This window comes from Methanococcus maripaludis (assembly GCF_013760955.1).
Classification (GTDB): domain Archaea; phylum AGJL01; class Methanococci; order Methanococcales; family Methanococcaceae; genus Methanococcus; species Methanococcus maripaludis_A.
The window spans coordinates 89,770-112,572 of the sequence record NZ_JACDUL010000003.1 but is presented as its reverse complement, the minus strand read 5'-3'; the positions used below and the strand labels follow the sequence as shown (position 1 = coordinate 112,572).

The window sequence follows — 22,803 nt, the reverse complement described above, 5'->3', positions numbered from 1 at the left end:
ATATCCCCATTTATTTAAGAACAACTGCTTTATCGAGTATTTCTTTAACAACGTCTTTATTTAATATTCCTTCAATTTCATAGTCGATTTTTAATTTAATTTTGTGCACAAGAACATATTTTGAAACTTCTTTAACATCATCAGGTATTACGTATTTTCTGTCATTTAAATAAGCAAGAGCTCTGGATGCATATAATATCTGTTCAGACGCCCTTGGGGAAACCCCGTATAACAATCTATCATCAGTACGGGTTAATTTTACAATTTCATAAATATATTCCAGTATTTCATCGCTAACTTTAATTTCAAAAATCTTTTTAAAAGCTTCATTTAAATCTTCTGGAGAAATAACTGAATTAACTGTTTCAAAAGATCCTTCATACTTCTTTTTTAACATTGTAATTTCTTCATCTTTTTTAGGATATTCTAAATTAATTTTAAACATAAACCTGTCCATCTGGGCTTCTGGAAGGGAATAAACTCCTTCGGCTTCCAGTGGGTTCATGGTTGCCATCAATATAAATGGTTCCGGAAGTTTTATGGATGTTCCTTCAATAGTTGCTTGCCCTTCCTGCATTGATTCAAGCACTGCAGACTGTGTTTTTGGGGGCGTCCGGTTTATTTCATCGGCAAGTAAGATGTTTGTAAAAATTGGCCCTTTTTTAATTGCAAAGTCTTTTGTTTTTTCGCTGTAATAATAAACACCAATAATGTCACTGGGCATGGTATCTGGAGTCAACTGTATTCTTGAAAAAGAAAGGCCAAACGTTTTTGCAAAATTTTTAATAATTGTGGTTTTTGCTAATCCAGGAATTCCTTCTAATAATACATGGCCCTTTGAAAGCATTGAAATTAAAAGAAGTTTAATCACTTCTTCTTTTCCAACTACACATTTTTCCATTTCTTTTTCAATTTTACTTAGTAATTCTTTTCCTTCCATTGTTACCATCTTTTATATTTTTAATTACTCTTTTTAAATCATTTAAATCAATGCCGTGATTTTCTGAAATATCTTCCAATATTCCTTCTTCATTTTCCTTTCTTTTTTTCGCAAATTTTGAAATTAGTTTTTTGGTTTTACCATTAAATAACTTTTTATTACTAATATGAAATAAACTAATCAATATTAACATTAAAACTAGAGTAAATTCTTTTGGAACTGATTTTTGAATGTATAAAACATTTATTTCATATCCAAAGTCTTTATGGTGTATTTCATCAATATAAATATGGTTTGAATTTAATTTAGCAATGAAATTTTCGAGGAAATTCTGGTTGTATTCATATAATCCATTTGTAAATATATCTGGATCCGCTATCAATATTATTTTTCCATTTCCATAATTTATTTCGGAAATTAGCGATAAGGAGCCTATTTTTGAACCTGATTTTGAAAAATTACTTGTAGTAACAACGCCTTCTTTAGCAGTATATGTCGGAATATTCGTAACTACAACTCCTCCACCATAATATTCTGAAACGTTGTATTCTATTAAATTTTCATTTGAAATGTAAAAAATGTCATTTAGCTTATTTTTAGTAAATTTATTTGGTAAATCTAATTTTTCAAGAATCAGGTTTGAAGTTCCAAAATCATCTGCAATTATAATGGTATTTCCATCTTTAACAAAATTTCCAATCTTTTCAATTTCAAAATCTGAAAAACCAATTTCGGGGCCAATTATAAACAAAATACCATTTTTATCAAATTTATAATCTTCATAGGGAGAATATATTGGAGTTATTCTAATTTCTGAATCATAAATGTGTTTGGTAAATTTCGAGCAACCATCCCAATCTGTATTAAAACTACTGTATTCGCTATATGATTTTATCATTGGAATTCCAGCTGGAAGGGACAAAAATACTGTGCCAATAACTGCAAGTAATAAATATTTAATGTATTTTTCCATTATAGCTTCTCCATAACATTTTCTATGAGATTATAGAAATTTTTGATGGCATTTTCGTCTAAAACTTCTTTACCATAAATTGTTTTTTCGTGGATATTTGTAATCTTTTTTAAATCATAATATATACTTAAATTCTGCTGCCTAATAAATTTCAAAAGCTCATTTGGTGTCAATTCATGCGTTATATTATATTTTTTTATGAGTTTGGAATATAATTTTGAATATTCAGAAATAACGGTTTTTTCTAAAACCATCTGTTTTTCAAGATTTTCTGGGATCTCAGTATTTTTGGCGATTTCCATAGTATTTTCAGTAGATTCAACGGCTTTTTTAATAGTTTTATTTTTAATATTGTTTATTAAATTTGGAATTTTACTGGCAAAAACTATCAAAACAGCTGCTAATAACAGTATTTTCCAATTAAATTTAATTTTTTTGAAAGCACCGCCTATTGGATGTGAATCCGTTTCATCAACTACATTTACAGTTAATATATTCGATTTTGAAAATCTGTAAAATTCATTTCCTTCATAAGTAACGTAAATTTCATAAATGCCAGATTTTTCAAAAAATAGTTCTTTTTTAAAAGTGTTTTTTGAATCAAAAGTCTCAACTATTTCGCCGTTTACCCATAGATTCAAATTTAAATTATTTTCACTTTCATCAAAAGTTCCTGTTACAATACAGGGATCGTTTAAATTAATTTTTCCCATTTCAGTGCTGATTTTGATATCTAAAATGCGTTTTGAAAAATTTAATGAAATATTTTTTTCAGAGGGTAGATATTCTTCAGTTCCATAAAATTTCAGCGAATAATTTTCTATTCTTTCGCTGTTTGAATAAATTATCTTTTCAAAAATGCCGTTTTTTATGTTTAAAGTTTCATTTCCAAAATCAATAGTTTCAGAATTTACAAAATTTCCATAGATATCAACTACTTTTCCAGAAAGTTTATTCTCTTTTAAAATTGGAAATTGGAAATTATCCCCCATAACTATTTCAGTAGGAATTTTTGAAACATTTATTTCAATAGTTTCCGATTCTTTACCGTACTGGGTTAATTTTAAATTGTAAGTTCCGGCTTTTTCAAAAGAATAGCTTTTAAAATAATAATTATTCGTTACAACAATATTCTCGGTTTTATTTTGAGGGCCACTAATTATAATTTTTCCTTTTCCATTTAAACCCGTTCCATAAATTGAAACATTTTCATAGATTATAGGATTTTCTGGTGAAACAAATATTGTTAAATTTGAAGAAAGAGTTATATTTCCAATTTTTTCAACATTATTTGTTATTTTAAGTTCTAAATATTTTAAACTTTTTTCTACGGCATCTGTATCAAATTCTAGTATTTCATCGTCTTTTTTAAGTTCTGAAATATTTGAAATATCGTCTAAATTATCATACATAACGTCTATTTTATCTAAAATTTTTAAACCGGTTATTTTTGCAAAATATTTGCTATTTGTAGTATTTAATTCAAGATTTTTATTCATTTCAAGACATAATTTACTCAATTCGTTTAAATTTTCTGAAAAGCTGTAGAATGGAGCTATTGCAGATTTTGCAGAAGTATTAATTCCATATTCTTCATGAAGTTGAATTTCCAAATCAAGTTTGGCGATTTGTTTAAATTTGGATTCAGAATCTTTTGCATATGTAATATTATTTTGAATCATTTTATTGATTGTATTTTCGTAACTATCTAAAAATTCATCGAAGTAATTGTAAACATAAGTATCGTCAGAGTTTAAATTTTCCAGATTTATGTTTTCAGCAACCGCTGTTGAAAAAGATAAAAAAGATATTATAAATATGATGAACAGTATTTTTGATTTAAAAGGATTCATAGTTTCATCTTTGTAAATTTGGGTGAAAATATCATAATTTCGAAAAACACAATTTTAGGATTATTTACGCTTTTATTGAGCATGGGCATTTTGTATCATGGTATCTCTAACTCAATTATAGCTTTTATAAATTTGGGTATTGCAGGATTGTTTATTTTTATTATTTTAAACACGCTAATTCCTCCAAAAGTAATGGATTACTCAATTCACGAGGCATTAACATTTTCAAATACTGAATTTTTGAAGAAAATTTTTGAAAATCTGAAGTTAAATGGAAATCCAGTATATGTTCCCCCATACGAAAATTTGGAAAATGGCGGGATTTTTATTCCTTCAAATGAAAAATTTAGCTTAAATTTATCTGCGTTCGATGAAAATCTAATTTTTATAACAAATCAGAATGCATCAAAGGAAATGGGTGTATTAATCAGCCCTCCAATCGGGTCGGGCATTTTAAAAAAATTTGAAGAAAATTTTGGTAGCAGTATTTCGAACTTGGATTTAAACAGTATTTTTTCACTTATTCAATCTACGCTAAGTTCCATGGATTTAATCGAGGAACTTGATTTTGACGAAAAAAATGGAAAAATATCCGTAAAAATTTATAAAAATGAAGAGACTTCAAATTTTGGAAAATTATATTATTTATCACCCGTTATCTCTTCAATATTTTTAGCAATATCGAAATCAAAAGACGTTCCAATTTTTATCAAAGAATTTATTGAATTTGAAGATTATTTGGAATTTGTGCTGGTTGAACTTAAAAGTGAATAAGTCGGGAAAATTATGAAAAAAATCAATTTAATGGTTATTGCAATATCCCTTTGGACAATTATAGCGGCTATTCTTTCTCCGTCATTTGATCTTTATATAACGTTGTTACTGATCGGAACTTTGATATTTCTTGAAATCGGGGATTTTTTCATTTCAAAGAAAAACAAGGGTAGTTTAAAAATCATAATTTACATCCTTGCAGGGATTTTTGCAACAGTTGTATTGAATAAAGTATATACTATAATTAAATAGGTTGATTTTATGGATAAAGAACTTCTAAATAAGGTTTTAACCGGTTTTTTACTTATTGTATTAATCGTATCTATAATGGGCGTTGTATATATCATAAAAAATCCAAAACAGTCAGAATATTTTTCTGAATTCTACATTCTTGGAAAAAGTGGCATGGCATACGACTACCCAACTGAACTTTATTCTGGAGAAACTGGTTATTTAACAATTGGAATTGTAAACCACGAAGGAAGAAATGTTACGTATTATGGCGAAACGTGGATTATAAAGTCTGATTCTAGCAATATTTCAGAGATTGATATTAAAAATGCAGTAATTTTGGATAGTTATATTGCTACACTTGAACCAAAACCCTTGATTGTTGAAGGTGACTGGGAAGCCCAATTTGAAAAAAATTACAGCTTTTCAATAGATGAATCTGGAAACTATCAGATGTGGTTTTTCCTGTTTAAAGACAATGTTTCAAATGATAACATTTCAAAAAAACTACAAAATGCAAAGAACAATACGATACTCAGTTTAAAATTAAACATTGATGTTTCAAACTGGACTTAAATATAAATAATATAAGCGTATAAAATGATTATATCTATACACTGTATTCATGATTAGTAAGATAACAATAAAGGAGGGATTATATTGAAAATTATTAATTTTTTCATCCCCGTTTTGCTTTTACTTTCAGCAATTCCAATGGGTTTTGCTGCAAGTGGTGAAACAGTTGTTATTGCATCAACCCCCGCAGATGCAATTTTAGCTGCACAATATGCAAAAGAAATGGGATACAAATTTGTATACACGCCTTCAGGTAGTTTATCTGATGAAGCAATAGCAGCTATTGGATCTGCTAGTAATGCAATAATGATTGGTGGACCTGATGCGATAAGCGCAGATGTGGAAAGCCAGTTAAAAGCAAAAGTTTCAAATGTTGAACGAGTATTTGGTGAGACTAGAGTCGAAACCTCATTAGCATTATTGGAAAGAATGGTTCAGGAAAACCCTGAAGCTTTGAATAATATTGTTCTTGCAGAAGGTTTTAATGAAGGTATAACTCCTGCAGCACTAAACTTCGGTGCGCCAATATTATACTTTTCACCTGATAACTATGAAAAAGTTTCAGCATTTATGAATAGCCATAAAGTTACAAATGCTGTAGTAATGGGAAGTTCAGTTCCAGATACCCTTAGAACTGCGGTATCTAATGCTGCAGACACAACTAACGTGGTAACAGGTGCTGCTGAAACTATCATTAAAACTGCACTGTCCGTAGCTTCAAACTTAAATCCGAGCATTGGAGACGCAGCAGCTGCAATTGTTTCTTCAACATTATCAAATGATCCATTAATGAGTGCAATATCTGCTTTTGCAAGTGGAGATGTTGGATCAGTAGTTTCTTTAACAAGTAGCGATTCAGATTCAATTACTGAGATCGTTGAAGCAGTGGCTTCAATTACTAAAGAAGTTTCAGTTTTAAGTGACAATGATGCTGTTTCAGACATTATTTCTGAATCTGCCCCTGATGGAACAAGTGTAACTAAAACTACAACTTCATCAGATATCATCCCAAGTACTGGTGGAGGATCATCAAGTTCATCTACAACTACAACATCAGCTCAAAAATATACAATAGTTTCAATTGACGGAACAGAAAAAGTTAAATTTGCAGATTTCTCTGTTTCAGGAACTGATGGAAATAATGTAAAAATAACTGGTGAAGAAAATATAGTTCTTCCAGACGTTACAATAAATACAAATTTGGCTGCAAAATCATACACCGGTTCATCAGGAAGTGTAGCTATTACCTATGAAGGAACTGGAAGTGGTTTAGCTGTGGCTTATCCTATAGAAACCGGCGCCATTACATACGGTTCCGATGTAACTGCAACATTCTACGGTGCAACTACTCTGGCAAGCCAGCAAGTTACTGCACACGTAATTTCTGATAGACAGGCATTCAGGGATTCTATAAATGACCTTTTAGAAGGTAATGCAGATGCATTCATTACAATGCTTAACAATGCAGATACAACAACCGCTACAACAGATGCTAGTGGTGACGCAACCTTTACCTTATCTCCTGCAGGTTACGGAGAAAATATTGTACTTGTAACACTTGGTGATGGTACAATTACAACAACTGCAACCGTTTTAGGATTCAGCGGATTTGAATATTTGAAATATGAATTAAACATGACTCAAGAATGGTTTTATTCAGATGGCAATGATACTGAAATATGGATGGAATTAAATGACACTCCAGTCAGTGACATTAGATATGGTGTAATTGGAATTACAAAAGACGGTTACTCATTTACCTTAAATATCGTAGGCACATCAACAGCTGACAAAAACTTTGATGTTTCACTGGTTGGAAATGGTGGAACCTCAAAAATAATTGACGATTCAGAATTAGTTTCAATAACTGCATCATCAGTACAAGGCATATTAAATGCTGCATTTACTGATACTACTGCAGGAATGGCATATTCTAATGCGGTTAATGAGTCAGCACTCCCTCTTGTGATAATGGGATTCAATGCACCTGCTGAAGATTGTTATTACATAGGTATTGTATATGACGTTGCTGACAAAAATATAGTCGCAATGGCTCAGATTGAAGAAGACAATACAGTTACAGTGCTTTAATTCATACATTTTCTTTTTTTACTTTTTGGTGATATGAATGTTTAAAAAAATAGTTATCTTTTTTACGCTGATTTTAATGACAATTTCTTCAATAAATGCAGTTTCTAATGTTGAAATATCTCCTGAAAGTCCCGAAGTGGGTGACATAATAATTTTGACAGGACAGGCAAATCCAAACGAGGAAATATCCTGCAGTGCATGGTTTGAATTAAATCCTACAATCAGTGACTCATATTATAGTTCTAAGTTATACGGAGTAGAAATTCCAGAGCCTCCAAATAATTTTAAAATAACTGCAAAAAATGTGGAAACATTAAATGTGGGTATTAAAATGGGCTTTTGGGTTACTCTTTCTACTATGGGGGATTCATCTGGAAATGGGGCAGTATCGAAATCAAATGTTCCAGAAGGAACTTATGATATAAAGATATTGGGAAAAATAAAGGATACTGCAGAACCTGTTACCTTAAAAGTTTATGCATCGACAAAAATTACCGCTGACGAAAATGGAAATTTTGAATACCATTACAGTACCGATGCAATAGAAGAAGGAACAACGATTTATTTAACCATTGGCGGAGTTTCAAAAGAGGTAACTCTTCAAGGGTCGACCCCTGCACCAGTAGTTACTCCAGTTACAAATACTACGACAACTGAAGACACAACACCCCCTACAATAAAAGTTTTGGCACCTTCAAAATCAGAATATGGTATAAATTCAGTTGATTTTAATGTTGCAGTTACGGACGATTCAGATTATGATTTTAAAATATACTTAAATGACAACGAGCAGACGTATAATCAGGATGGAAACTACTTTACTGGATCATTGTATTTAATTGAAGGTAAAAATGAATTAAAAATCGTTGCTGAAGATGAATACGATAATAAAAATACAAAAATTGTTTATTTAACTTATTCAAAAGAATTGGAAGACGTAACTGAAAATTCAGATAATTTAGAAGATATCGAAGAAACTTCCGAAACTGAAAAGTCAGACGAGAATCTTTCAAACGATAACAATATTGTAGCAGGTACGATGATCTTTAACGTCGGAAGTGCAATGCTTACCGTAAATGATGGAACAGTAGTTAGTACTGCAGGAGATATCAAAATTGAGGAGATGGAAATACCTGAAACTTCAATGGCATATGTAATATATCCGGAAGATTCTGAATTCAGTATTCCCTTAACTTTAGAAATTGATGTTTCTGAATTATCGGGTAATTTGAAATTAATTTATTACGATTCCAAAAAAGGATGGATAAATACAAAATATGTATTGAATGATGATACAATAACATTAAACGTTACAAAATCGGGTTATTATGCAATAAAGGAAACTGAAGTTGTTGAAGAAAACGAATCAATAATCGATACAATAAAAGGATTTTTCAACGCATTTAAAATAATCATAACTGCAATATTCGATAGAATTTAATTTTTTCTTTTTTAAATTTATTTAAAAATCGTCAACAATATAAATGATTATGAGACATGTTTTTTGAAAGTTTATAAAAAAGGTTTTTCAATGGCTATAAAGACTAAATTTAAAAAGTTGGATAAAAATTTAATTTTTTACATGGTATCAAATATCGGGTCTAAATTTTTAATAGGACTAACTGGAATATTACTTGCAAGATATTTGACAAAATACGATTTTGGAAATTATACAACAGTAACTACTTTTTTAGGACTGGTTTTCATATTCCTATCTCCCGGTTTTATAGAATATGGATTATTTGAATTTTCTAAAAACAATAATAAAATTGAGAAACTTACGGGTGAATTGATATATTTATTTTTAGCTTTGTGTATAATTGGGTTTGTAGTTACGATTATAATTTATCCATACCTTTACCCCTACATCACTTATTCTTTAGTAATATTGATTTTTTTAAAGCTGTTTTTAGACTGGTTTATGAATCTGATTACTACAATATTACAATCTAAAAATCTATTTAACAATGTTTCATTACTACAGATATTAAGGTCTTTAACATTAGTTTTACCTTTAATACTCCTTTATCATTACGGTTATGGATTAAATGTGTTTTTAATCAATGTTATTGTGTTGGCATTGATTATGGTTGTTTTAATAACCTTAAAAGAAGTTATTGGTAAAAATATAAATTTAAAAAATGTTAAAAAGGGATTTTCATTTAATAGGTCTGTTATCCCAAGTTCAAAATATTTTTTTATTTCAGCATTAATGTCTTATATATACATGCAAAGCGATATATTAATGCTTTCAGTAATGACTACTCCTTTAGAAGTGGGTAGGTATGCAGTTGTTACAACAATAATAACAGGTGCATATTTAATTCCTGCTTCATTATACAATTATTATTTACCAAAAATGACACAAAATTTTTGTGAAAGAGACTTTAAAAAACTATTAAAAATAAAATTCCAATTTAGAAATATGATTTTAATATTAATGACCAGTATTTCCTTATTATTATTTGGATTTCCAAAAACTGTTCTAAAAATGATATATGGTTTAAAATATATTGATAGTTACATCATATTAATGATTTTGTCGGGGGTGTTGTTTTTACATTCGATATGTTATTTGACTGGAGCAATTCTTACGGCATCAGGAAGTCAAAAATTAAGAAGTAATATACAAATATTTGTTGCAGTTTTGAATATACTACTAAATATATTTGCAATTCCAAAATACGGTGCAGAGGGGGCGGCAATAACAACATTTATTACAGAAATTCTTCTTTATGGATTGTATTATTATTTTTCTAAAAAGAGAATATAAGTAAAAACAGTTCCGCGATTCCACCTAATTTTTACGAATTCAAAGTATTTTTCAAGAAATTCAATGATTTTTCTTTTTCAACATTCAACTTTTCATCAATTTTTCCCCAGTCGATACCTTTCTCAAAATTTACAATGTTTAATTTGGAAGGGTCGTCTAAGATACGATTTTTTAAACCAAGGGTATCAAGGAGATCAGTTAATCTGCTGTTAAATGCATTTCCACCTTTATATCCTGTATCGGGCGTTACTGCATAGAATTCTTTTTCAAAAAGCAATGAAAAAACAGTTCCGTGAAATGAAGAAGTTACAACATACTCTGAATTTTTAAGATACCACAAAAATTCACTAGGCCCATATTCATAAAATGAATCAGAGACGTGAGTATATTTAATTTTTTTGTAAATATTATTTGGAGTATAATTTATAATTTTTAAACCCCGTTTCTTGGCAAATTTGCATAATCCGGATAATATTTCATTGGATCTATATAAATCATATACAAAGATATATTTATAAGTGGGAATGTTTTTAGGTTCTTTTGATATCCTGTTCCACTCATTTTTTGAAAGAAGTAGTGTCGGGTCAAGCACAATTTCTATATTTTTATCCGTCAACTGTTTAATCTGTTCTTTACCGTCCATTTCTCTAACGGATATATAATCAAAATCTTTGAGCAAATCTGAATATGTTTTTTTGTAATTTTCAGGAATTTTTTTTGAAACGCTCGCTGCATAAGATATTTTTTTAGAGTTAGTTACAAATGAAAACAAATAAACTTTAATTTTTTCAATGCCTGCAATAGGATTCCACACTTGGTCTGATCCCACGATGTAATAGTCTGAAGTTTCATAATTATTAATTAATTCTTCTTCATTATTGTAAGTTTTTTTAGATAAATATAATTGTTCCGACCTAAATGTTTCAAATTTCTTGTTTCTTAAAATTTCTTGTTTTTTATGTAGTTTGGAAGATATATTTTTGGAAGATATTCTCAAAACCATATTTAAAAAATTACCTTCATTAATCCTTTGACATATCTTTTTCAAAATCTCATTTTTTGAAGCTTTTGGATTAAAATCTATAATTTCTGTGTTATAATTTAATTTTTTTATAGTTTCCTGCAATGCATAAGCTTGTAGTACTGCACCATAATTATTATTAAAGTTTCTCCCAACCAAGGTTAATATTGATACTTTTTTCATAGATATGCCTCTTTGAGTATATGTTTTGATAATAATTATTGTTAATTGGTAAAATTGAAAGTTTTTAATTTTGGACAATAATCTTAAACTATTTCAAATTTATTTGTAGGGACTTTTAAAAACAAATTTTTCAAGAAATAAAAATTTGACTGCCCGAGTTGTCATATATTTTAATATCATTATCCAACGGCTCAGATACTTCAGAAATTTTAAATGGAAGAATTTTATGTAATTCATTGTAGCTAAGCCACCCTAAATCATATACTACATTTGCATATGTTAATTGGATATAAACATCATCAAAAGATAATATAACATTTCTTACATACTTAGTTACATTTTTAGGGATATTTGGAACAATGGCAGGTTCATCTAATATTTTATTATCAATATTTCCATAGAGTATCAAGCTAGGGGATCCTTGTACGACATCCAGTCTACTTATATTTTTAGATGGATCTCTATTTTTAGATAACCACTTTCCGCTAAGTATGTTTTGGGTGAAAATCATGCTCCGAACACAGGACACCTTATCTTCAATAGTTCCATATTCCATTGCCGTTTGATAATTAATATATTTAAAAAAAGTAGGTTCTTTTATAACCTCACTTACAAATCCTGTATTTAGCAACATCATCATTACCAAAAATGAGGTTATAAATTTAACCGAGTTTTCAATGATATATTTAATTTGAAATACTTTTCCAATATTTTTGAATAAGGTATTGCTACCGGTAATCGCAAAAGGGGCTAAAAATACTAAGGATAGACAAAATAATCGGGTAGGCCCCATTACTGCAAAAGAAGGTATTGCAAAAGAAGCTCCTAGTATCACAAACCAGTATGACGAAAAAGCCAAGTAAACAACGTCGTATTTTGAGTTATTTCTAATTTTTAGGACTATTTCTCTTAAATAACCAATAGTTATTAGTCCAATGGTACCCAAATACGAATATTTTATTAATGTCCCTACCAATGGCAAAGATTTAGTTAATAATTCTGCCCCTCTAGTATTTGGATTTAAAAAATTATAAATTAGATTCCTGCAAACATTACCTCCAATACGAACAAAGGAGTTAAATACTTCAGAATTTGCGATATAGATATACCATCCAATTAATATTAATACGTAAAATGATACCAATGCCCAATTTATATGTTGCTTAATCAACTCTTTACAATATATTTTTTTGAGAAGTTTGGATATAAAAACTCCAAAAATTAGCATAACCATTACTAAATATGCGGTCCCATAATGGGATACGATTAATGAGATCATATATATGCTAACCAATATTACTTTTTTATTTTCACTTACTTTCGAGGCAGATATATTGAGTAATAAACTCAAAAATAACAATGAAATACTTTGTTTAGGAATTAAAATTGTTTGCATAAAAAAGGGTTGAACACTTAAAAAAAGATATGCTGCTAAGAAAGAATATCTCTTGCAACTATATTTGGAGTATATTGAATATATTGTTAAGGGAATAATACTTTCTACCAATGGGATTATTATTTTATAGGCGTTCATTAAGTCTATTCCACAAATGATACTCAAAAATGGCGTAAATAATGAAACACTTAGAACTGAACCATAATTTGCAACACCTCTATTATTAATGTCCCATATCGAAGAATTTAATGTAGTATTTGCTACAATGTATTCATTAACAATGTCATTAACTGGGAGGTAATCAGTAAATAATATTACATGAAGTATCAATGAAATAGAGGTTATCCATAGTATAAATGGGTAATATTTATTATGAAAAAAAGTACTAACTCCAGTATTTAAAATAACAATTGAAAGTAACATTATCATAACCATTAGTAAAATATTATTGGAATAATTATTAACTAAATAAGTTCCGAATATTGCCATAAATGGGATTAAACTTAAACCCAAAACTTGAGGATTCAAGATATCTTTTAGATCAATGTATTCATCATCATTACTTTTCGAATTTACAAAATAAGATAAAATTAATAATAAAAGTGATGATACTGAAGTTGATAAAATAACGGGAATTTCGGAAATTGGCCTATTTGTTATTCCCATAATTGGAAATAGGGCATTTATTAAAAAGCCTACAACCATTACAAAAAATACACTTAATCCAACAGAATATAGAAAACTTTCTAAACTATTTATTTTATTTAATTTTAGAATTCTTAAAATTAAATATCCTGGAACAACAAAGATGTATATACATCCAACAAATGCTCTTAAGATTTGGGTTTCAATTCCTAATTTTTCAATACCGAAAAGACCAAGTAATGAAAGTTGAATCCCCAGAATTACAATTAAAAATTTTTTGTAGTCCCAATTTTGCAATTTAAATGGATTTAGTATTTTCATTAAATTCACACTAGTTTTATAAGTTTAGTACTTCATAGAATTTTTTGGTATTATTATGTTAGTTTATTTAAACAATCGAAGAAACTACAATTGCAAGAGTTTAATCTCAGAGTAAATATTTGTAGTATACTAATAATACAAAATATGTTCATTCATAAATCATAAGGCATTGTAATATTGACATTTCTAAATAGTTTATAAACACAATACAACAATGGCTATTAAACTTTTAAGATTTATTTTTTCAAAACTTTTATATACGGTTCCGTTACTGTTCAAAATCATAATAATTTCAATTACAACTTAAATTTTCTTTAATGTGCCCACCTGCCGGCGTAATTATCTGTTTATAATGATATATCCACTTCCAACAGTGTCTGTCGATATCTCTATATTATACTTTATCGATATTTTAGGATATATAACGATATTTTTACCTGGAGTGCAACTAAAACATTATTTTTAGTTATATATATTTATAGTGTTATAGTGGTAAATGGCTTTAAAAGTCCATGTATATATAATTCGGCCATACAATTATATATGTATCTATTTTAGGTCGTTGAATAATTTTATTATATGTTTATAACAAAGGCTTAACTTTACGTTATACTTTTAATTTTTATATTGCCGATAAAAGAAGGGATATGATGGATGAAAATACCACTATTAGTATAATAATTCCTGCATACAATGTTGAAAATTATATATGTAACACATTACAGTCCCTCGAAAATCAAACTCATAAAAATTTTGAAGTGATACTAATAAATGACGGTTCAGAGGATAATACATTAAACGTTATTGAAAACTTTATAAAATCTTCAAAACTGGATATTAAATTGATAAATCAGGAGAATGCAGGCGTAAGTGTTGCTAGAAATCGGGGTATTAAAGAAGCAAATGGAACATATATTTATTTTTTAGATGCAGACGATTATGTTGAACACAATATTATCGAAGAATCTTCAAAAATTATTTTAGAAAAAAATCCTGATTTAATTTATTTTAAATTTGATAGGGTAACGTCCAATGGGGCTATTTACCAAACTTATGATGAATATTACAAAATTGGAAATTATGTGGACGGTTTAGATTGCTTAGAGGATATTGTAACGTACAATACATTTGTTGGGATTTGTTCTTCAATTTATAAAAAAGAAGTAATTGATAAATTTAATGTTTATTTTGATTCAAAACATATATGTGGTGAGGATCAAGAGTTTGTAATGAAATATTTGGTTTTTTCAGAGGATGTCACGTCAATAAATCGAGTATTACACCATTATGTGATCAGAAAAAGTTCAGTAACAAATTCTTGTAACTACCGACGACTCGAGCTGTTTAATGTGTTAAATAATATTATTGAATATTTATATACCCATAAACCTGATAATGAGAAAGCTATGAAAATAATAGAGGAAATTCAGAAATATTATTTACCGGATAGGATTATGGATGTTATTATAATTCTTTGTTACAATGCTGGAAAACGTAATGAATATATCCAAATCGAAGAAATAAAAAAATATGTTAAAAATATAAGGGGTTATGCATGTAATTCATTAATTGTTTCATTAAAAAATGGAAAAATATCCAAATGTTTGGCAATTTTAGCTTATTTAATATCTCCGAAATGCATATGCTTTTTTTGGGATCTTTATGACCGTATACGAGGTAAGACTAAAGGCATATAATCGTAGATTTAATGGGATATAGGCGGTTAGCGTTTCTGTATTATATATTATACACATTTAGTTGACATTTTATGTTCTTGATAATAAACCTTTTTGGACTTCTTTATTAATTATATACATGTTTCGACTTAGGTATTCTGTTTAGCCTATCTGAAAGTATCCCTATTTTCATTATATCACTTACTTAAAATTGAATCATGTAGTATTTTTTTGTATTTTTTTGAAACAATTTTCCAATCGAAATTTTCTACAATGTAATTCCTGGCGTTTTTTTGATTTTTTTGTATTTTTTCAGAATTTTTAAATATGTCTAAAACTTTCCTACTTATTTCTTCGGATTTTTTTTGTTTAATTATAAATCCCGTCTTATTTTCAAGTACTATGTCACCAATACCTCCAACGTCTGTAGCAATTGTAATAATTCCACTACTTATCGCTTCTGCGAAAACTAATCCAAAACCTTCCACTTTTCCATCTGAATCTATAATGCTCGGACCAATAAATACATCCGCAGTGCCATAATACTTTGGAAGGTCACAATGAGGTATCGATCCCACAAATATAATATTTTTATCCAATAGTCCTAAATCAGAAGCTTGTTTTTTTAAATTTTTTTCTTCAATGCCCTGACCAACGATTACTAATTTTGTATCTGAAAATTCCTTTAAAATTTGAGGCATTGCATCTATTAAGTATGTAATTCCTTTTTCTTCACTCAATCTACCTACAAAAAGTAAAAATTTTCCAGTTATTCCATACTTTTGGGTTATTACTTTATCGCACGTATCTAGATTGAATAAATCGGTATCTACCCCCATGGGAATTACGTGAATAGGGGGGCAAGTTTCATTAGCTATGTTTTTTATTTTGTATTTTAAATCATTACTTACTGCAGTAATTATTTTACAATTTTTGATTATCCATTTTTTCAAAAAATTAAATTTTTTAAGGCCATTAACGTCACTGCCATGAGAAGTGGAGATCACTACAATATTTTTATTAAGTAATTTTTTATACAAAACCGCTAAAAATCCTGAAGGGATAATCCAGTGGGCGTGAATTATATCTATTTTATATTTTTTTATTACCTCTGCCATCGAAAAAAATTCAAAAATTAAAAAAAAAGGCACCTGTACCCAAAAAAATTTACTTGACTTTAAGTTAGATAATATTGCACCATCTGCTAAATTTTTTTCATTTTCAAACCAGTATTTAAATCTATGGATATTCATTCCATCCAAAGTTTCTTCTATTTTGGAATTTTTAGAATGGGGGGCCAATACATGAACATTGACCGAATCTGTAAGTCTTTTAGATATTTCATATACGAACGGTGGTGTAGCGTCGTCATTTTTCCATCTAGGAAATGTGGATGCCAATACTAAAACATTATTTTTTACTTTCAATCTGCCTTTATCCATAAAATAACCTTTATAAATACCTAATTCCTAATCCACGCCTTTAACATTACTGGAAATGCCGTAAATGGATATTTCATAACTTTTAACCTAGAAACACCATGCATTCTTTTTTCAAAGATTATTGGAACTTCACAGTATTTTAAACCTTTTTTTCCGGCTCTTATGATTAATTCCTGGTGAATTCCCCATCTTTTAGCTTTTAAATCTAATTTTGATGCTGCAATTTTGCTCATAGCGACAAGTCCACTCTGTGAATCTGTTGTAGGAAGTCTTGACATTATTCTTGTAACTGTTGTAGAAATATTGTTACACATTATTCTTGTTTTGTAATTTACATTTGCATTATCTTGATATTTTCCAATAAAACGGGAACCAACAACTAAATCTGCTGAATTTTCTAAAATGGGGTTACAGGTTGGAATAATATCTTCTTTCCTATACTGTCCATCCGCATCAAAAATAATAGAAATATCATAATCTGAATTAACAAAATATTCGTAACCTTTACGCATCGCGTTTCCTTTTCCCTGATTTTCGGTAAAAGTTATAACTTCTGCACCTGCTTCTTTAGCATATTGTGTAGTATTATCGCTACTTCCATCATCAATTACTAAAATGCCTGAAACTGTATCTTTAATATTATCAATAACATGTTTTATTGATTTTTCTTCGTTATATGCCGGAATTATTGCCAAAATTTTATTCATAGTAGATCCCTCATGTAAATTTCTAAAAAATACTGGTCTAAATTGTGTGCCCGAAAACGATCAATATCTTTGTCAAAACGTATGCATTAAAAATATATAATGGTTGTGTTCTGAGAGTACTTACTTATATAAAATACGTGGAAAAAACATGATTACAGAAAACATATTTTTTATAATGAATATAATCGGACTTTTAGCGTTTGCAGTAGTTGGCGCATTAAAAGGAATTAAAAAAGGTTTAGATTTACTTGGAATAATTGTTCTTGGAATAATGACTGCACTTGGCGGGGGAATTACAAGGGATTTACTTGTAAATACAATTCCTTATGCATTAAGGTCCCCTTATGATATGGGTGTTGCATTGATTGGAGTTTGGAGTGCAATAATAATTTTTAAAATTTTCAAGGATGATGTAAGCAACAAATATGTTATACAGATTCCTGATGCAATAGGACTTTCTGCATTTACAACAACAGGCGCAATGATTGCTTATAACTTTGAAGTATCATTTTTTGGAATAATTATACTTGCAACATTAACTGGTGTTGGTGGTGGAATAATAAGCGATATATTGCTACAAAAAACCCCTTCTGTATTAACCGAAGACTTTTACGCAAGCTGTTCGATAATTGGTGCAATTGCATTTTATCTGGCAATTTTATCAAATTTAAGTCTCGAAGCAAGTGCAGTTATTTGCAGTATCGTTGTTTTAATGATTAGAATTGTTGCAATGCTCTGTAAATGGAGTCTTCCAAAATTTTATAACGAAAAATAGCTATTCTTTCCAAAATTAAATTTTTTTAAAAAAATCAAAAAAAGAGAAATGGTTTGGTAAATATTAGTTAATTTGATGCGATTATTCTGGTTTTGCCATTAATTTACATTTGTTTAAGATTTTTCCTTCGCCTGCGTGAGGTTTTCTTGAAACAGCATCAGTTGCTTTTTCTAATTCTCTAGCTTCGTCAACTAATTTTGCAGCGTATCTTATTGCTTCGTGTGCAGATGCAACGATTGGGATGTATTTTTCCATTTCTTTGGTCATGAAGCATCCTTTAACATCGATGTCAGCTACTTTTTCAGCCATTACAAATGCAGCCATAGCTTTTGCTTTTGCGTATGGGTTTGCAAAGTCCATTGCGTCAACTGCTTTTTGTTCGGTGATTACGATTTTTGGTAATGGTATTTCTTTTCCTTCTTCAACTGCAAATACCATGTCATCAATAGCGTTTTGAACAACTCTTAAAGCACCTGTTCCTGCTAAAACTCTGATTACATCAGCGTTGAACATTGCCATTTCAACAGGGTCTAAGAACTGTCTTCTAGCACCGATCATAGGGTCGCATTTGATTAAAACGTATCCGAGTCCTTCTTCTGCCATAGCGTCTTTGTCTTTAATACCTGGTGCATCACCAATGATAACTGTTGGGATTCCGCCTGCGCTTAAGATTTCCCTAGCTTTTTTTGGACCTGGTGCAGCAGGGTTTGGACCAATGTATACAATGAAGTCTGGTTTTACTTCTTCAACCATTTTTTTAGCAACTTCTTCTACTTGTTCAGGGCCCATTTTAGCTCCGCTACCTAAAACTCTAACGTCAATGTCGTTTCTGTCTGCTCTTTCGTCTAAACAAAGATCAACTACAGGGGACATTCCTATGTTTCCACATTTTAAAATACCTATTTTTACAACCATTATATCACCGAAAGATATTATTTCCTTTCCGTATTACCTTTGAAACCAAGGGCATATATTAATTGTTATTTGAAATCTTTATTACCTATATTAATAATTATAATTACATAGTTATGGTGGTAAAAAATAAAGGTATAAATAATGTCAAATACAGATATAAAACCGTGAAAAAGATTTAATTTATTCAAAAAGAGGGGAATTTTATGGACGACTTTGAAAGAATAATCAATTCGTTAAGTGACAAAGAAATAATACTTCGTGTGGACTTGAAACAGAATATAAAAATTATTAACTTTAAAATTGGTTCAATGGACGTAAATGGAGAACTTGGAATCAGTTTCAGAAGCATAAACCCGGAAATAAAAGCAGAAGAAATTCCTGAAAACATTATTGAAGTTTCTGAAGAAGTAAGTGAAGCTGCAGAAAAAGTTGAAGAAAAATTGAAAATTTAAGGTTTATTTTAAATTAAAAACGTAAAAATAATTAAAATAATTTTTCTGGCTTTTTCTTTTTATCATAAAATTTTTTACCTTTTTTAAGTCTATTTTTTACCATTTTTCGATAAAGCGGGCTTCCGCATACTTCGCATTCATCATCAAGGTAATTTATAGGATACATCTTTTTACAGCCTTTACATATTTTTTTCCAGACGAAATCGTCTTTTGAACCTGCTGAAACGATATTTTCGTATTTTATTTTTAATTTTTTTGAAACATTCTGAAGCCCGTAATCGTCAGTATACAAAATTCCGTTGAGGTCGATTGCAAGTGCAAGTATTTCGATATCGTTGTTTGAAATGGTGTCTCCAGTTTCTATTGAAGTTTTGACTACTTTTTCAATAGTTTCGGATTTTGGGTCAAGTATTTTTAATTTTCCGTATTCTATTGCCAGTTTTACAATATCTTCTTTTGAAACGACTTCTGAAACGATTCCGTTTGTGGTGTAATGTTCTCCTTCTTCAATTGATGGGTTGTATCCGTGAATGAATGCTGAAGCGTCGAGTATTTTTATCATAAAATCACTTTTTAACTAATCAAATATAGTTATATTATATGGATACTTACTATTTTTACATATTTAAAAATCTCCGGTGTAAATGTGACGAGAAATGCAAATAAAAATAATTTAGAATACGAAAAATGTTGGATTTTTGATTTAAATCAATTTAAAATGATTACCGATTCAATATTGGATGAAAATACGCTAGTCCTTGAAATAAACAAAAATTACGAAGTAAGCGTTTTGATGGATTACGAGGTATCACTTGAAAACGGAATTTTAATATTCAAGGATTTTGTAAACAACAATTCTGAATCTGCACGGGTGCTTACAGGTTCATTAAAAACAGGAATATTGAATAAAATGTCACAGAGCATTTCAGAAGGACTTCTTAATAAAACTACAAACCGGAGAACTTACTATATCACAGAACCAACGCCTTTAATTGGGCATACTGCATTTGGACTGATTGATAGGGGAACAAATGTAATTCAGGTAAGGGGACTTAGTGGATGCAATATTAACTGTCCATTCTGTTCTGTTGATGAAGGAATTCACTCAAAATCAAGAAAAAACGATTACTATGTGGATATGGATTATTTAGTTTCAGGATACGAAAAAATCGCAGATTTTAAGGGATATACGAAGCTTGAAGCACACCTCGATGGACAGGGGGAGCCTTCACTATACTACCCACTTCCAGATTTAGTTCAAAATTTAGACGAGATAAATTCGAAAAACAAAGGAATAGTTTCAATCCAGACAAACGGGGTTCATTTAACCGAAAAATTAATCGATGATTTGGAAGAGGCAGGACTTCACAGGATTAATCTTTCAATCAATGCAATCGATGAAAAGTTCTCAAAAGGGCTTTCAGGAAGCAAAAATTACGATATTGAAAAAATTTTAGAAATTGCAAAGTACATAAAAAATTCAAAAATTCACTTGTTGATTGCACCACTTTTACTTCCAAATTACAATGACGAGGAATTTAAAAAGGTACTCGACTTTGCAGTGGAGTTAGAACAAAAAAACCCACAAACTACGATAAATCCTATAACAAACAAGAAAAATCCAATTGTGGGCCCCCAATTGTGTTTAACATATCAGTTTGGAAGAAAAATTCCAAAAATGAGAGTTTGGGATTTTCCAAAGTTCTACAATCTTTTGGACTTTTACGAAAAAGAATATTCCAAAGACGGAATAACCGTGAATTTAGAGGTTCCATTACATGGATTTTTCGGAAGCCACAGCAGAAAAAGATTGCCATGCCCATTTAAATTAAATGAAACGATTTCTGTAACTGTTTTAATGGATGGACGGGTCAATGGGGAAGTTATTGGTGCATCAAAAAACAGGGTAATTCAGATAATTGACTGTAAAACCGATGTCAATAAATTGATTGGAAAACGGATAAAAGTAAAAGTTCTGCGTGTAAAAGACAACGTGATTGTTGGTTCAATGGTAAAATAATCTATTATAATATCTATTTTTTAAATTTTTAAAGGAATGCAAAAATAAAGCAACTCTCAGTAACCCTGTATTCATCATTTCTTAAATTTGCAACTAATACCACAAATTAAAATCAGCAGGGATGACAATCATCATCGAGTGTTTTTAACATTTCAATATTCATTTTATTCAATTATATTAAAATGTATTTATTCAAAAGCAATGTTTTAAAATTTTAAAAAAGAGATTATATTTCTTATTTCAATACCTTTTCTGTGAAAAAAATTCCCAAAACCAAAAAAGCCATCGCTATCCCGAAATAAACCTCGATTTGTGGAACCAGTTCACTCCAGTATGGAATTATGCTATACATGGATATATAAGATATTCTAAAAAGAAAAGATAGTGCAAAAAAAGCCAAAAAAGCAATGAATAGTACGTAAGAAATATCTCTTCTGAAATATTTCTTAAGTTCAAGTTTTATATCCATAATACTCCCCCAGAATTATTTTTAAATGAATTTAATAATTATTTTAAGATACATTCTGTATATATGGCCCCCAAAAACAACACTGACATGAGCATTCCAAGCCATGTTTCGATGTTAGGAATCGTATTGATAAAAAATGGGCTCAGGTCGCAAAATGATGAATAATTAATCCTGAGAATTGATGCAATTAAAAACAGGGCTATAACGCCTGAAAATAAAATGCAAGATACATCTTTTTTGAAGTATGCCTTTAAATATTTTTTAAATTTCATAGTCTCCCCCAAGATACTATTGAAATCATTAAAATACTGTAAAAATTTAATTAAAGTTATATTAATGGGTAATTATCTGGAATTTAAAAAATAATATTCGTTGAGTAATCTATAAGATAGATAATCTCTTAAAGTATAATAATTTAATGCCCGACATAACAGGGATTCAAAATTTATCATTTATAGTTAAATGTTTTGTAAAAAATCTCGATTTTTTAAATTTCATAAAAACAGTCTTTAAATTTTTCCAATTCGATTTTAAAAAAGCCAGTCTTTTTATCGGGGGGCATATACCTTT

General features: G+C 29.4%; 21 protein-coding genes. 10 read left to right on the top strand and 11 right to left on the bottom strand.

All coding sequences use genetic code 11. From position 1 onward, the window contains the following. Positions 1-10: 10 nt before the first annotated feature. Genes HNP90_RS05860 through HNP90_RS05850 form a run of 3 tightly spaced genes read right to left on the bottom strand, consistent with a single transcriptional unit; the run spans position 11 to position 3,766 of the window. Positions 11-940, bottom strand: coding sequence for an AAA family ATPase (locus HNP90_RS05860; RefSeq protein ID WP_012067883.1), 930 nt, complete (start codon positions 938-940; stop codon positions 11-13). Beyond that, positions 915-1,913, bottom strand: coding sequence for a DUF4350 domain-containing protein (locus tag HNP90_RS05855; RefSeq protein ID WP_012067884.1), 999 nt, complete (start codon positions 1,911-1,913; stop codon positions 915-917). Before HNP90_RS05855 ends, HNP90_RS05860 begins: the two co-directional genes overlap by 26 nt. Next, the gene (locus HNP90_RS05850) at positions 1,913-3,766 is read right to left on the bottom strand and encodes a hypothetical protein (protein ID WP_012067885.1); all 1,854 of its coding nucleotides are present in this window, start codon (positions 3,764-3,766) and stop codon (positions 1,913-1,915) included. The genes HNP90_RS05855 and HNP90_RS05850 overlap by 1 nt, the downstream gene beginning before the upstream one ends. 147 nt (positions 3,767-3,913) lie before the next feature. Here HNP90_RS05850 and HNP90_RS05845 point away from each other — a divergent pair, with 147 nt between their 5' ends. The 6 genes from HNP90_RS05845 to HNP90_RS05820 all read left to right on the top strand — a co-directional run bounded on the left by HNP90_RS05845 (position 3,914) and on the right by HNP90_RS05820 (position 10,211). Beyond that, positions 3,914-4,540, top strand: a complete 627-nt coding sequence (locus HNP90_RS05845) for a hypothetical protein (RefSeq protein ID WP_258558943.1) — start codon at positions 3,914-3,916, stop codon at positions 4,538-4,540. 12 nt (positions 4,541-4,552) lie between these two features. Further along, on the top strand, positions 4,553-4,792 hold the full coding sequence (locus tag HNP90_RS05840) for a hypothetical protein (RefSeq protein WP_012067887.1): 240 nt from the start codon (positions 4,553-4,555) through the stop codon (positions 4,790-4,792). A 9-nt stretch (positions 4,793-4,801) separates the two neighbouring features. Continuing rightward, a complete protein-coding gene (locus HNP90_RS05835) occupies positions 4,802-5,347 on the top strand; it encodes a DUF1616 domain-containing protein (protein ID WP_012067888.1) in 546 nt (181 codons plus the stop codon). Positions 5,348-5,431: 84 nt separating this feature from the next. Next, complete coding sequence (locus tag HNP90_RS05830; RefSeq protein ID WP_012067889.1) at positions 5,432-7,438, top strand: TIGR04279 domain-containing protein; 2,007 nt, start codon at positions 5,432-5,434, stop codon at positions 7,436-7,438. A 37-nt stretch (positions 7,439-7,475) separates the two neighbouring features. Beyond that, a complete protein-coding gene (locus HNP90_RS05825; RefSeq protein ID WP_012067890.1) occupies positions 7,476-8,879 on the top strand; it encodes a hypothetical protein in 1,404 nt (467 codons plus the stop codon). Positions 8,880-8,969: 90 nt separating this feature from the next. Further along, complete coding sequence (locus HNP90_RS05820) at positions 8,970-10,211, top strand: flippase (RefSeq protein WP_012067891.1); 1,242 nt, start codon at positions 8,970-8,972, stop codon at positions 10,209-10,211. Positions 10,212-10,242: 31 nt separating this feature from the next. Here HNP90_RS05820 and HNP90_RS05815 read toward each other — a convergent pair whose 3' ends face one another. Continuing rightward, positions 10,243-11,415, bottom strand: a complete 1,173-nt coding sequence (locus HNP90_RS05815) for a polysaccharide pyruvyl transferase family protein (RefSeq protein WP_012067892.1) — start codon at positions 11,413-11,415, stop codon at positions 10,243-10,245. 130 nt (positions 11,416-11,545) lie between these two features. Continuing rightward, positions 11,546-13,777 (bottom strand): DUF2206 domain-containing protein, encoded by a 2,232-nt coding sequence (locus HNP90_RS05810; protein ID WP_012067893.1) that lies wholly within the window; start codon positions 13,775-13,777, stop codon positions 11,546-11,548. Between the two features lie 650 nt (positions 13,778-14,427). On the opposite strand from HNP90_RS05810, the gene HNP90_RS05805 reads away from it, so the two are divergent. Further along, positions 14,428-15,474, top strand: a complete 1,047-nt coding sequence (locus tag HNP90_RS05805; protein WP_012067894.1) for a glycosyltransferase family A protein — start codon at positions 14,428-14,430, stop codon at positions 15,472-15,474. 176 nt (positions 15,475-15,650) lie between these two features. Here HNP90_RS05805 and HNP90_RS05800 read toward each other — a convergent pair whose 3' ends face one another. Together HNP90_RS05800 and HNP90_RS05795 are read right to left on the bottom strand one after the other, a co-directional pair. Further along, positions 15,651-16,895 (bottom strand): glycosyltransferase, encoded by a 1,245-nt coding sequence (locus HNP90_RS05800; protein WP_012067895.1) that lies wholly within the window; start codon positions 16,893-16,895, stop codon positions 15,651-15,653. 20 nt (positions 16,896-16,915) lie between these two features. Continuing rightward, positions 16,916-17,602: a glycosyltransferase family 2 protein gene (locus tag HNP90_RS05795; RefSeq protein WP_012067896.1), complete on the bottom strand. Its 687-nt coding sequence runs from the start codon at positions 17,600-17,602 to the stop codon at positions 16,916-16,918. Between the two features lie 148 nt (positions 17,603-17,750). Between HNP90_RS05795 and HNP90_RS05790 the strand changes: the two genes are divergently transcribed. Then, positions 17,751-18,377 (top strand): trimeric intracellular cation channel family protein, encoded by a 627-nt coding sequence (locus HNP90_RS05790; protein WP_048060455.1) that lies wholly within the window; start codon positions 17,751-17,753, stop codon positions 18,375-18,377. Positions 18,378-18,458: 81 nt separating this feature from the next. Here the strand turns inward: HNP90_RS05790 and HNP90_RS05785 are convergent, their stop codons facing one another. After that, the gene (locus tag HNP90_RS05785; protein WP_012067898.1) at positions 18,459-19,292 is read right to left on the bottom strand and encodes a F420-dependent methylenetetrahydromethanopterin dehydrogenase; all 834 of its coding nucleotides are present in this window, start codon (positions 19,290-19,292) and stop codon (positions 18,459-18,461) included. A gap of 203 nt (positions 19,293-19,495) precedes the next feature. Between HNP90_RS05785 and HNP90_RS05780 the strand changes: the two genes are divergently transcribed. Next, a complete protein-coding gene (locus tag HNP90_RS05780; protein ID WP_012067899.1) occupies positions 19,496-19,744 on the top strand; it encodes a hypothetical protein in 249 nt (82 codons plus the stop codon). A 31-nt stretch (positions 19,745-19,775) separates the two neighbouring features. Here the strand turns inward: HNP90_RS05780 and HNP90_RS05775 are convergent, their stop codons facing one another. Further along, positions 19,776-20,306, bottom strand: coding sequence for a type II toxin-antitoxin system VapC family toxin (locus HNP90_RS05775; RefSeq protein WP_012067900.1), 531 nt, complete (start codon positions 20,304-20,306; stop codon positions 19,776-19,778). An 84-nt stretch (positions 20,307-20,390) separates the two neighbouring features. Between HNP90_RS05775 and HNP90_RS05770 the strand changes: the two genes are divergently transcribed. Then, positions 20,391-21,764 carry a radical SAM protein gene (locus HNP90_RS05770; protein ID WP_012067901.1) on the top strand — a complete coding sequence of 458 codons (1,374 nt, stop codon included), beginning with the start codon at positions 20,391-20,393 and terminating at the stop codon, positions 21,762-21,764. Between the two features lie 235 nt (positions 21,765-21,999). Here HNP90_RS05770 and HNP90_RS05765 read toward each other — a convergent pair whose 3' ends face one another. Together HNP90_RS05765 and HNP90_RS05760 are read right to left on the bottom strand one after the other, a co-directional pair. Then, a complete protein-coding gene (locus HNP90_RS05765) occupies positions 22,000-22,233 on the bottom strand; it encodes a hypothetical protein (RefSeq protein ID WP_012067902.1) in 234 nt (77 codons plus the stop codon). Between the two features lie 38 nt (positions 22,234-22,271). Beyond that, positions 22,272-22,505, bottom strand: coding sequence for a hypothetical protein (locus HNP90_RS05760; RefSeq protein ID WP_048060456.1), 234 nt, complete (start codon positions 22,503-22,505; stop codon positions 22,272-22,274). Positions 22,506-22,803: the final 298 nt, after the last annotated feature.

Bases quoted from the DNA above. Each gene is read 5' to 3' on its own strand.
- HNP90_RS05860 (WP_012067883.1), bottom strand. From the start codon at position 940: ATGGAAGGAAAAGAATTACTAAGTAAAATTGAAAAAGAAATGGAAAAA.
- HNP90_RS05815 (WP_012067892.1), bottom strand. From the start codon at position 11,415: ATGAAAAAAGTATCAATATTAACCTTGGTTGGGAGAAACTTTAATAAT.
- HNP90_RS05800 (WP_012067895.1), bottom strand. From the start codon at position 16,895: ATGGATAAAGGCAGATTGAAAGTAAAAAATAATGTTTTAGTATTGGCA.
- HNP90_RS05850 (WP_012067885.1), bottom strand. From the start codon at position 3,766: ATGAATCCTTTTAAATCAAAAATACTGTTCATCATATTTATAATATCT.
- HNP90_RS05775 (WP_012067900.1), bottom strand. From the start codon at position 20,306: ATGATAAAAATACTCGACGCTTCAGCATTCATTCACGGATACAACCCA.
- HNP90_RS05825 (WP_012067890.1), top strand. From the start codon at position 7,476: ATGTTTAAAAAAATAGTTATCTTTTTTACGCTGATTTTAATGACAATT.
- HNP90_RS05760 (WP_048060456.1), bottom strand. From the start codon at position 22,505: ATGAAATTTAAAAAATATTTAAAGGCATACTTCAAAAAAGATGTATCT.
- HNP90_RS05795 (WP_012067896.1), bottom strand. From the start codon at position 17,602: ATGAATAAAATTTTGGCAATAATTCCGGCATATAACGAAGAAAAATCA.
- HNP90_RS05805 (WP_012067894.1), top strand. From the start codon at position 14,428: ATGGATGAAAATACCACTATTAGTATAATAATTCCTGCATACAATGTT.
- HNP90_RS05790 (WP_048060455.1), top strand. From the start codon at position 17,751: ATGATTACAGAAAACATATTTTTTATAATGAATATAATCGGACTTTTA.
- HNP90_RS05835 (WP_012067888.1), top strand. From the start codon at position 4,802: ATGGATAAAGAACTTCTAAATAAGGTTTTAACCGGTTTTTTACTTATT.
- HNP90_RS05840 (WP_012067887.1), top strand. From the start codon at position 4,553: ATGAAAAAAATCAATTTAATGGTTATTGCAATATCCCTTTGGACAATT.
- HNP90_RS05810 (WP_012067893.1), bottom strand. From the start codon at position 13,777: ATGAAAATACTAAATCCATTTAAATTGCAAAATTGGGACTACAAAAAA.
- HNP90_RS05765 (WP_012067902.1), bottom strand. From the start codon at position 22,233: ATGGATATAAAACTTGAACTTAAGAAATATTTCAGAAGAGATATTTCT.
- HNP90_RS05785 (WP_012067898.1), bottom strand. From the start codon at position 19,292: ATGGTTGTAAAAATAGGTATTTTAAAATGTGGAAACATAGGAATGTCC.
- HNP90_RS05855 (WP_012067884.1), bottom strand. From the start codon at position 1,913: ATGGAAAAATACATTAAATATTTATTACTTGCAGTTATTGGCACAGTA.
- HNP90_RS05820 (WP_012067891.1), top strand. From the start codon at position 8,970: ATGGCTATAAAGACTAAATTTAAAAAGTTGGATAAAAATTTAATTTTT.
- HNP90_RS05780 (WP_012067899.1), top strand. From the start codon at position 19,496: ATGGACGACTTTGAAAGAATAATCAATTCGTTAAGTGACAAAGAAATA.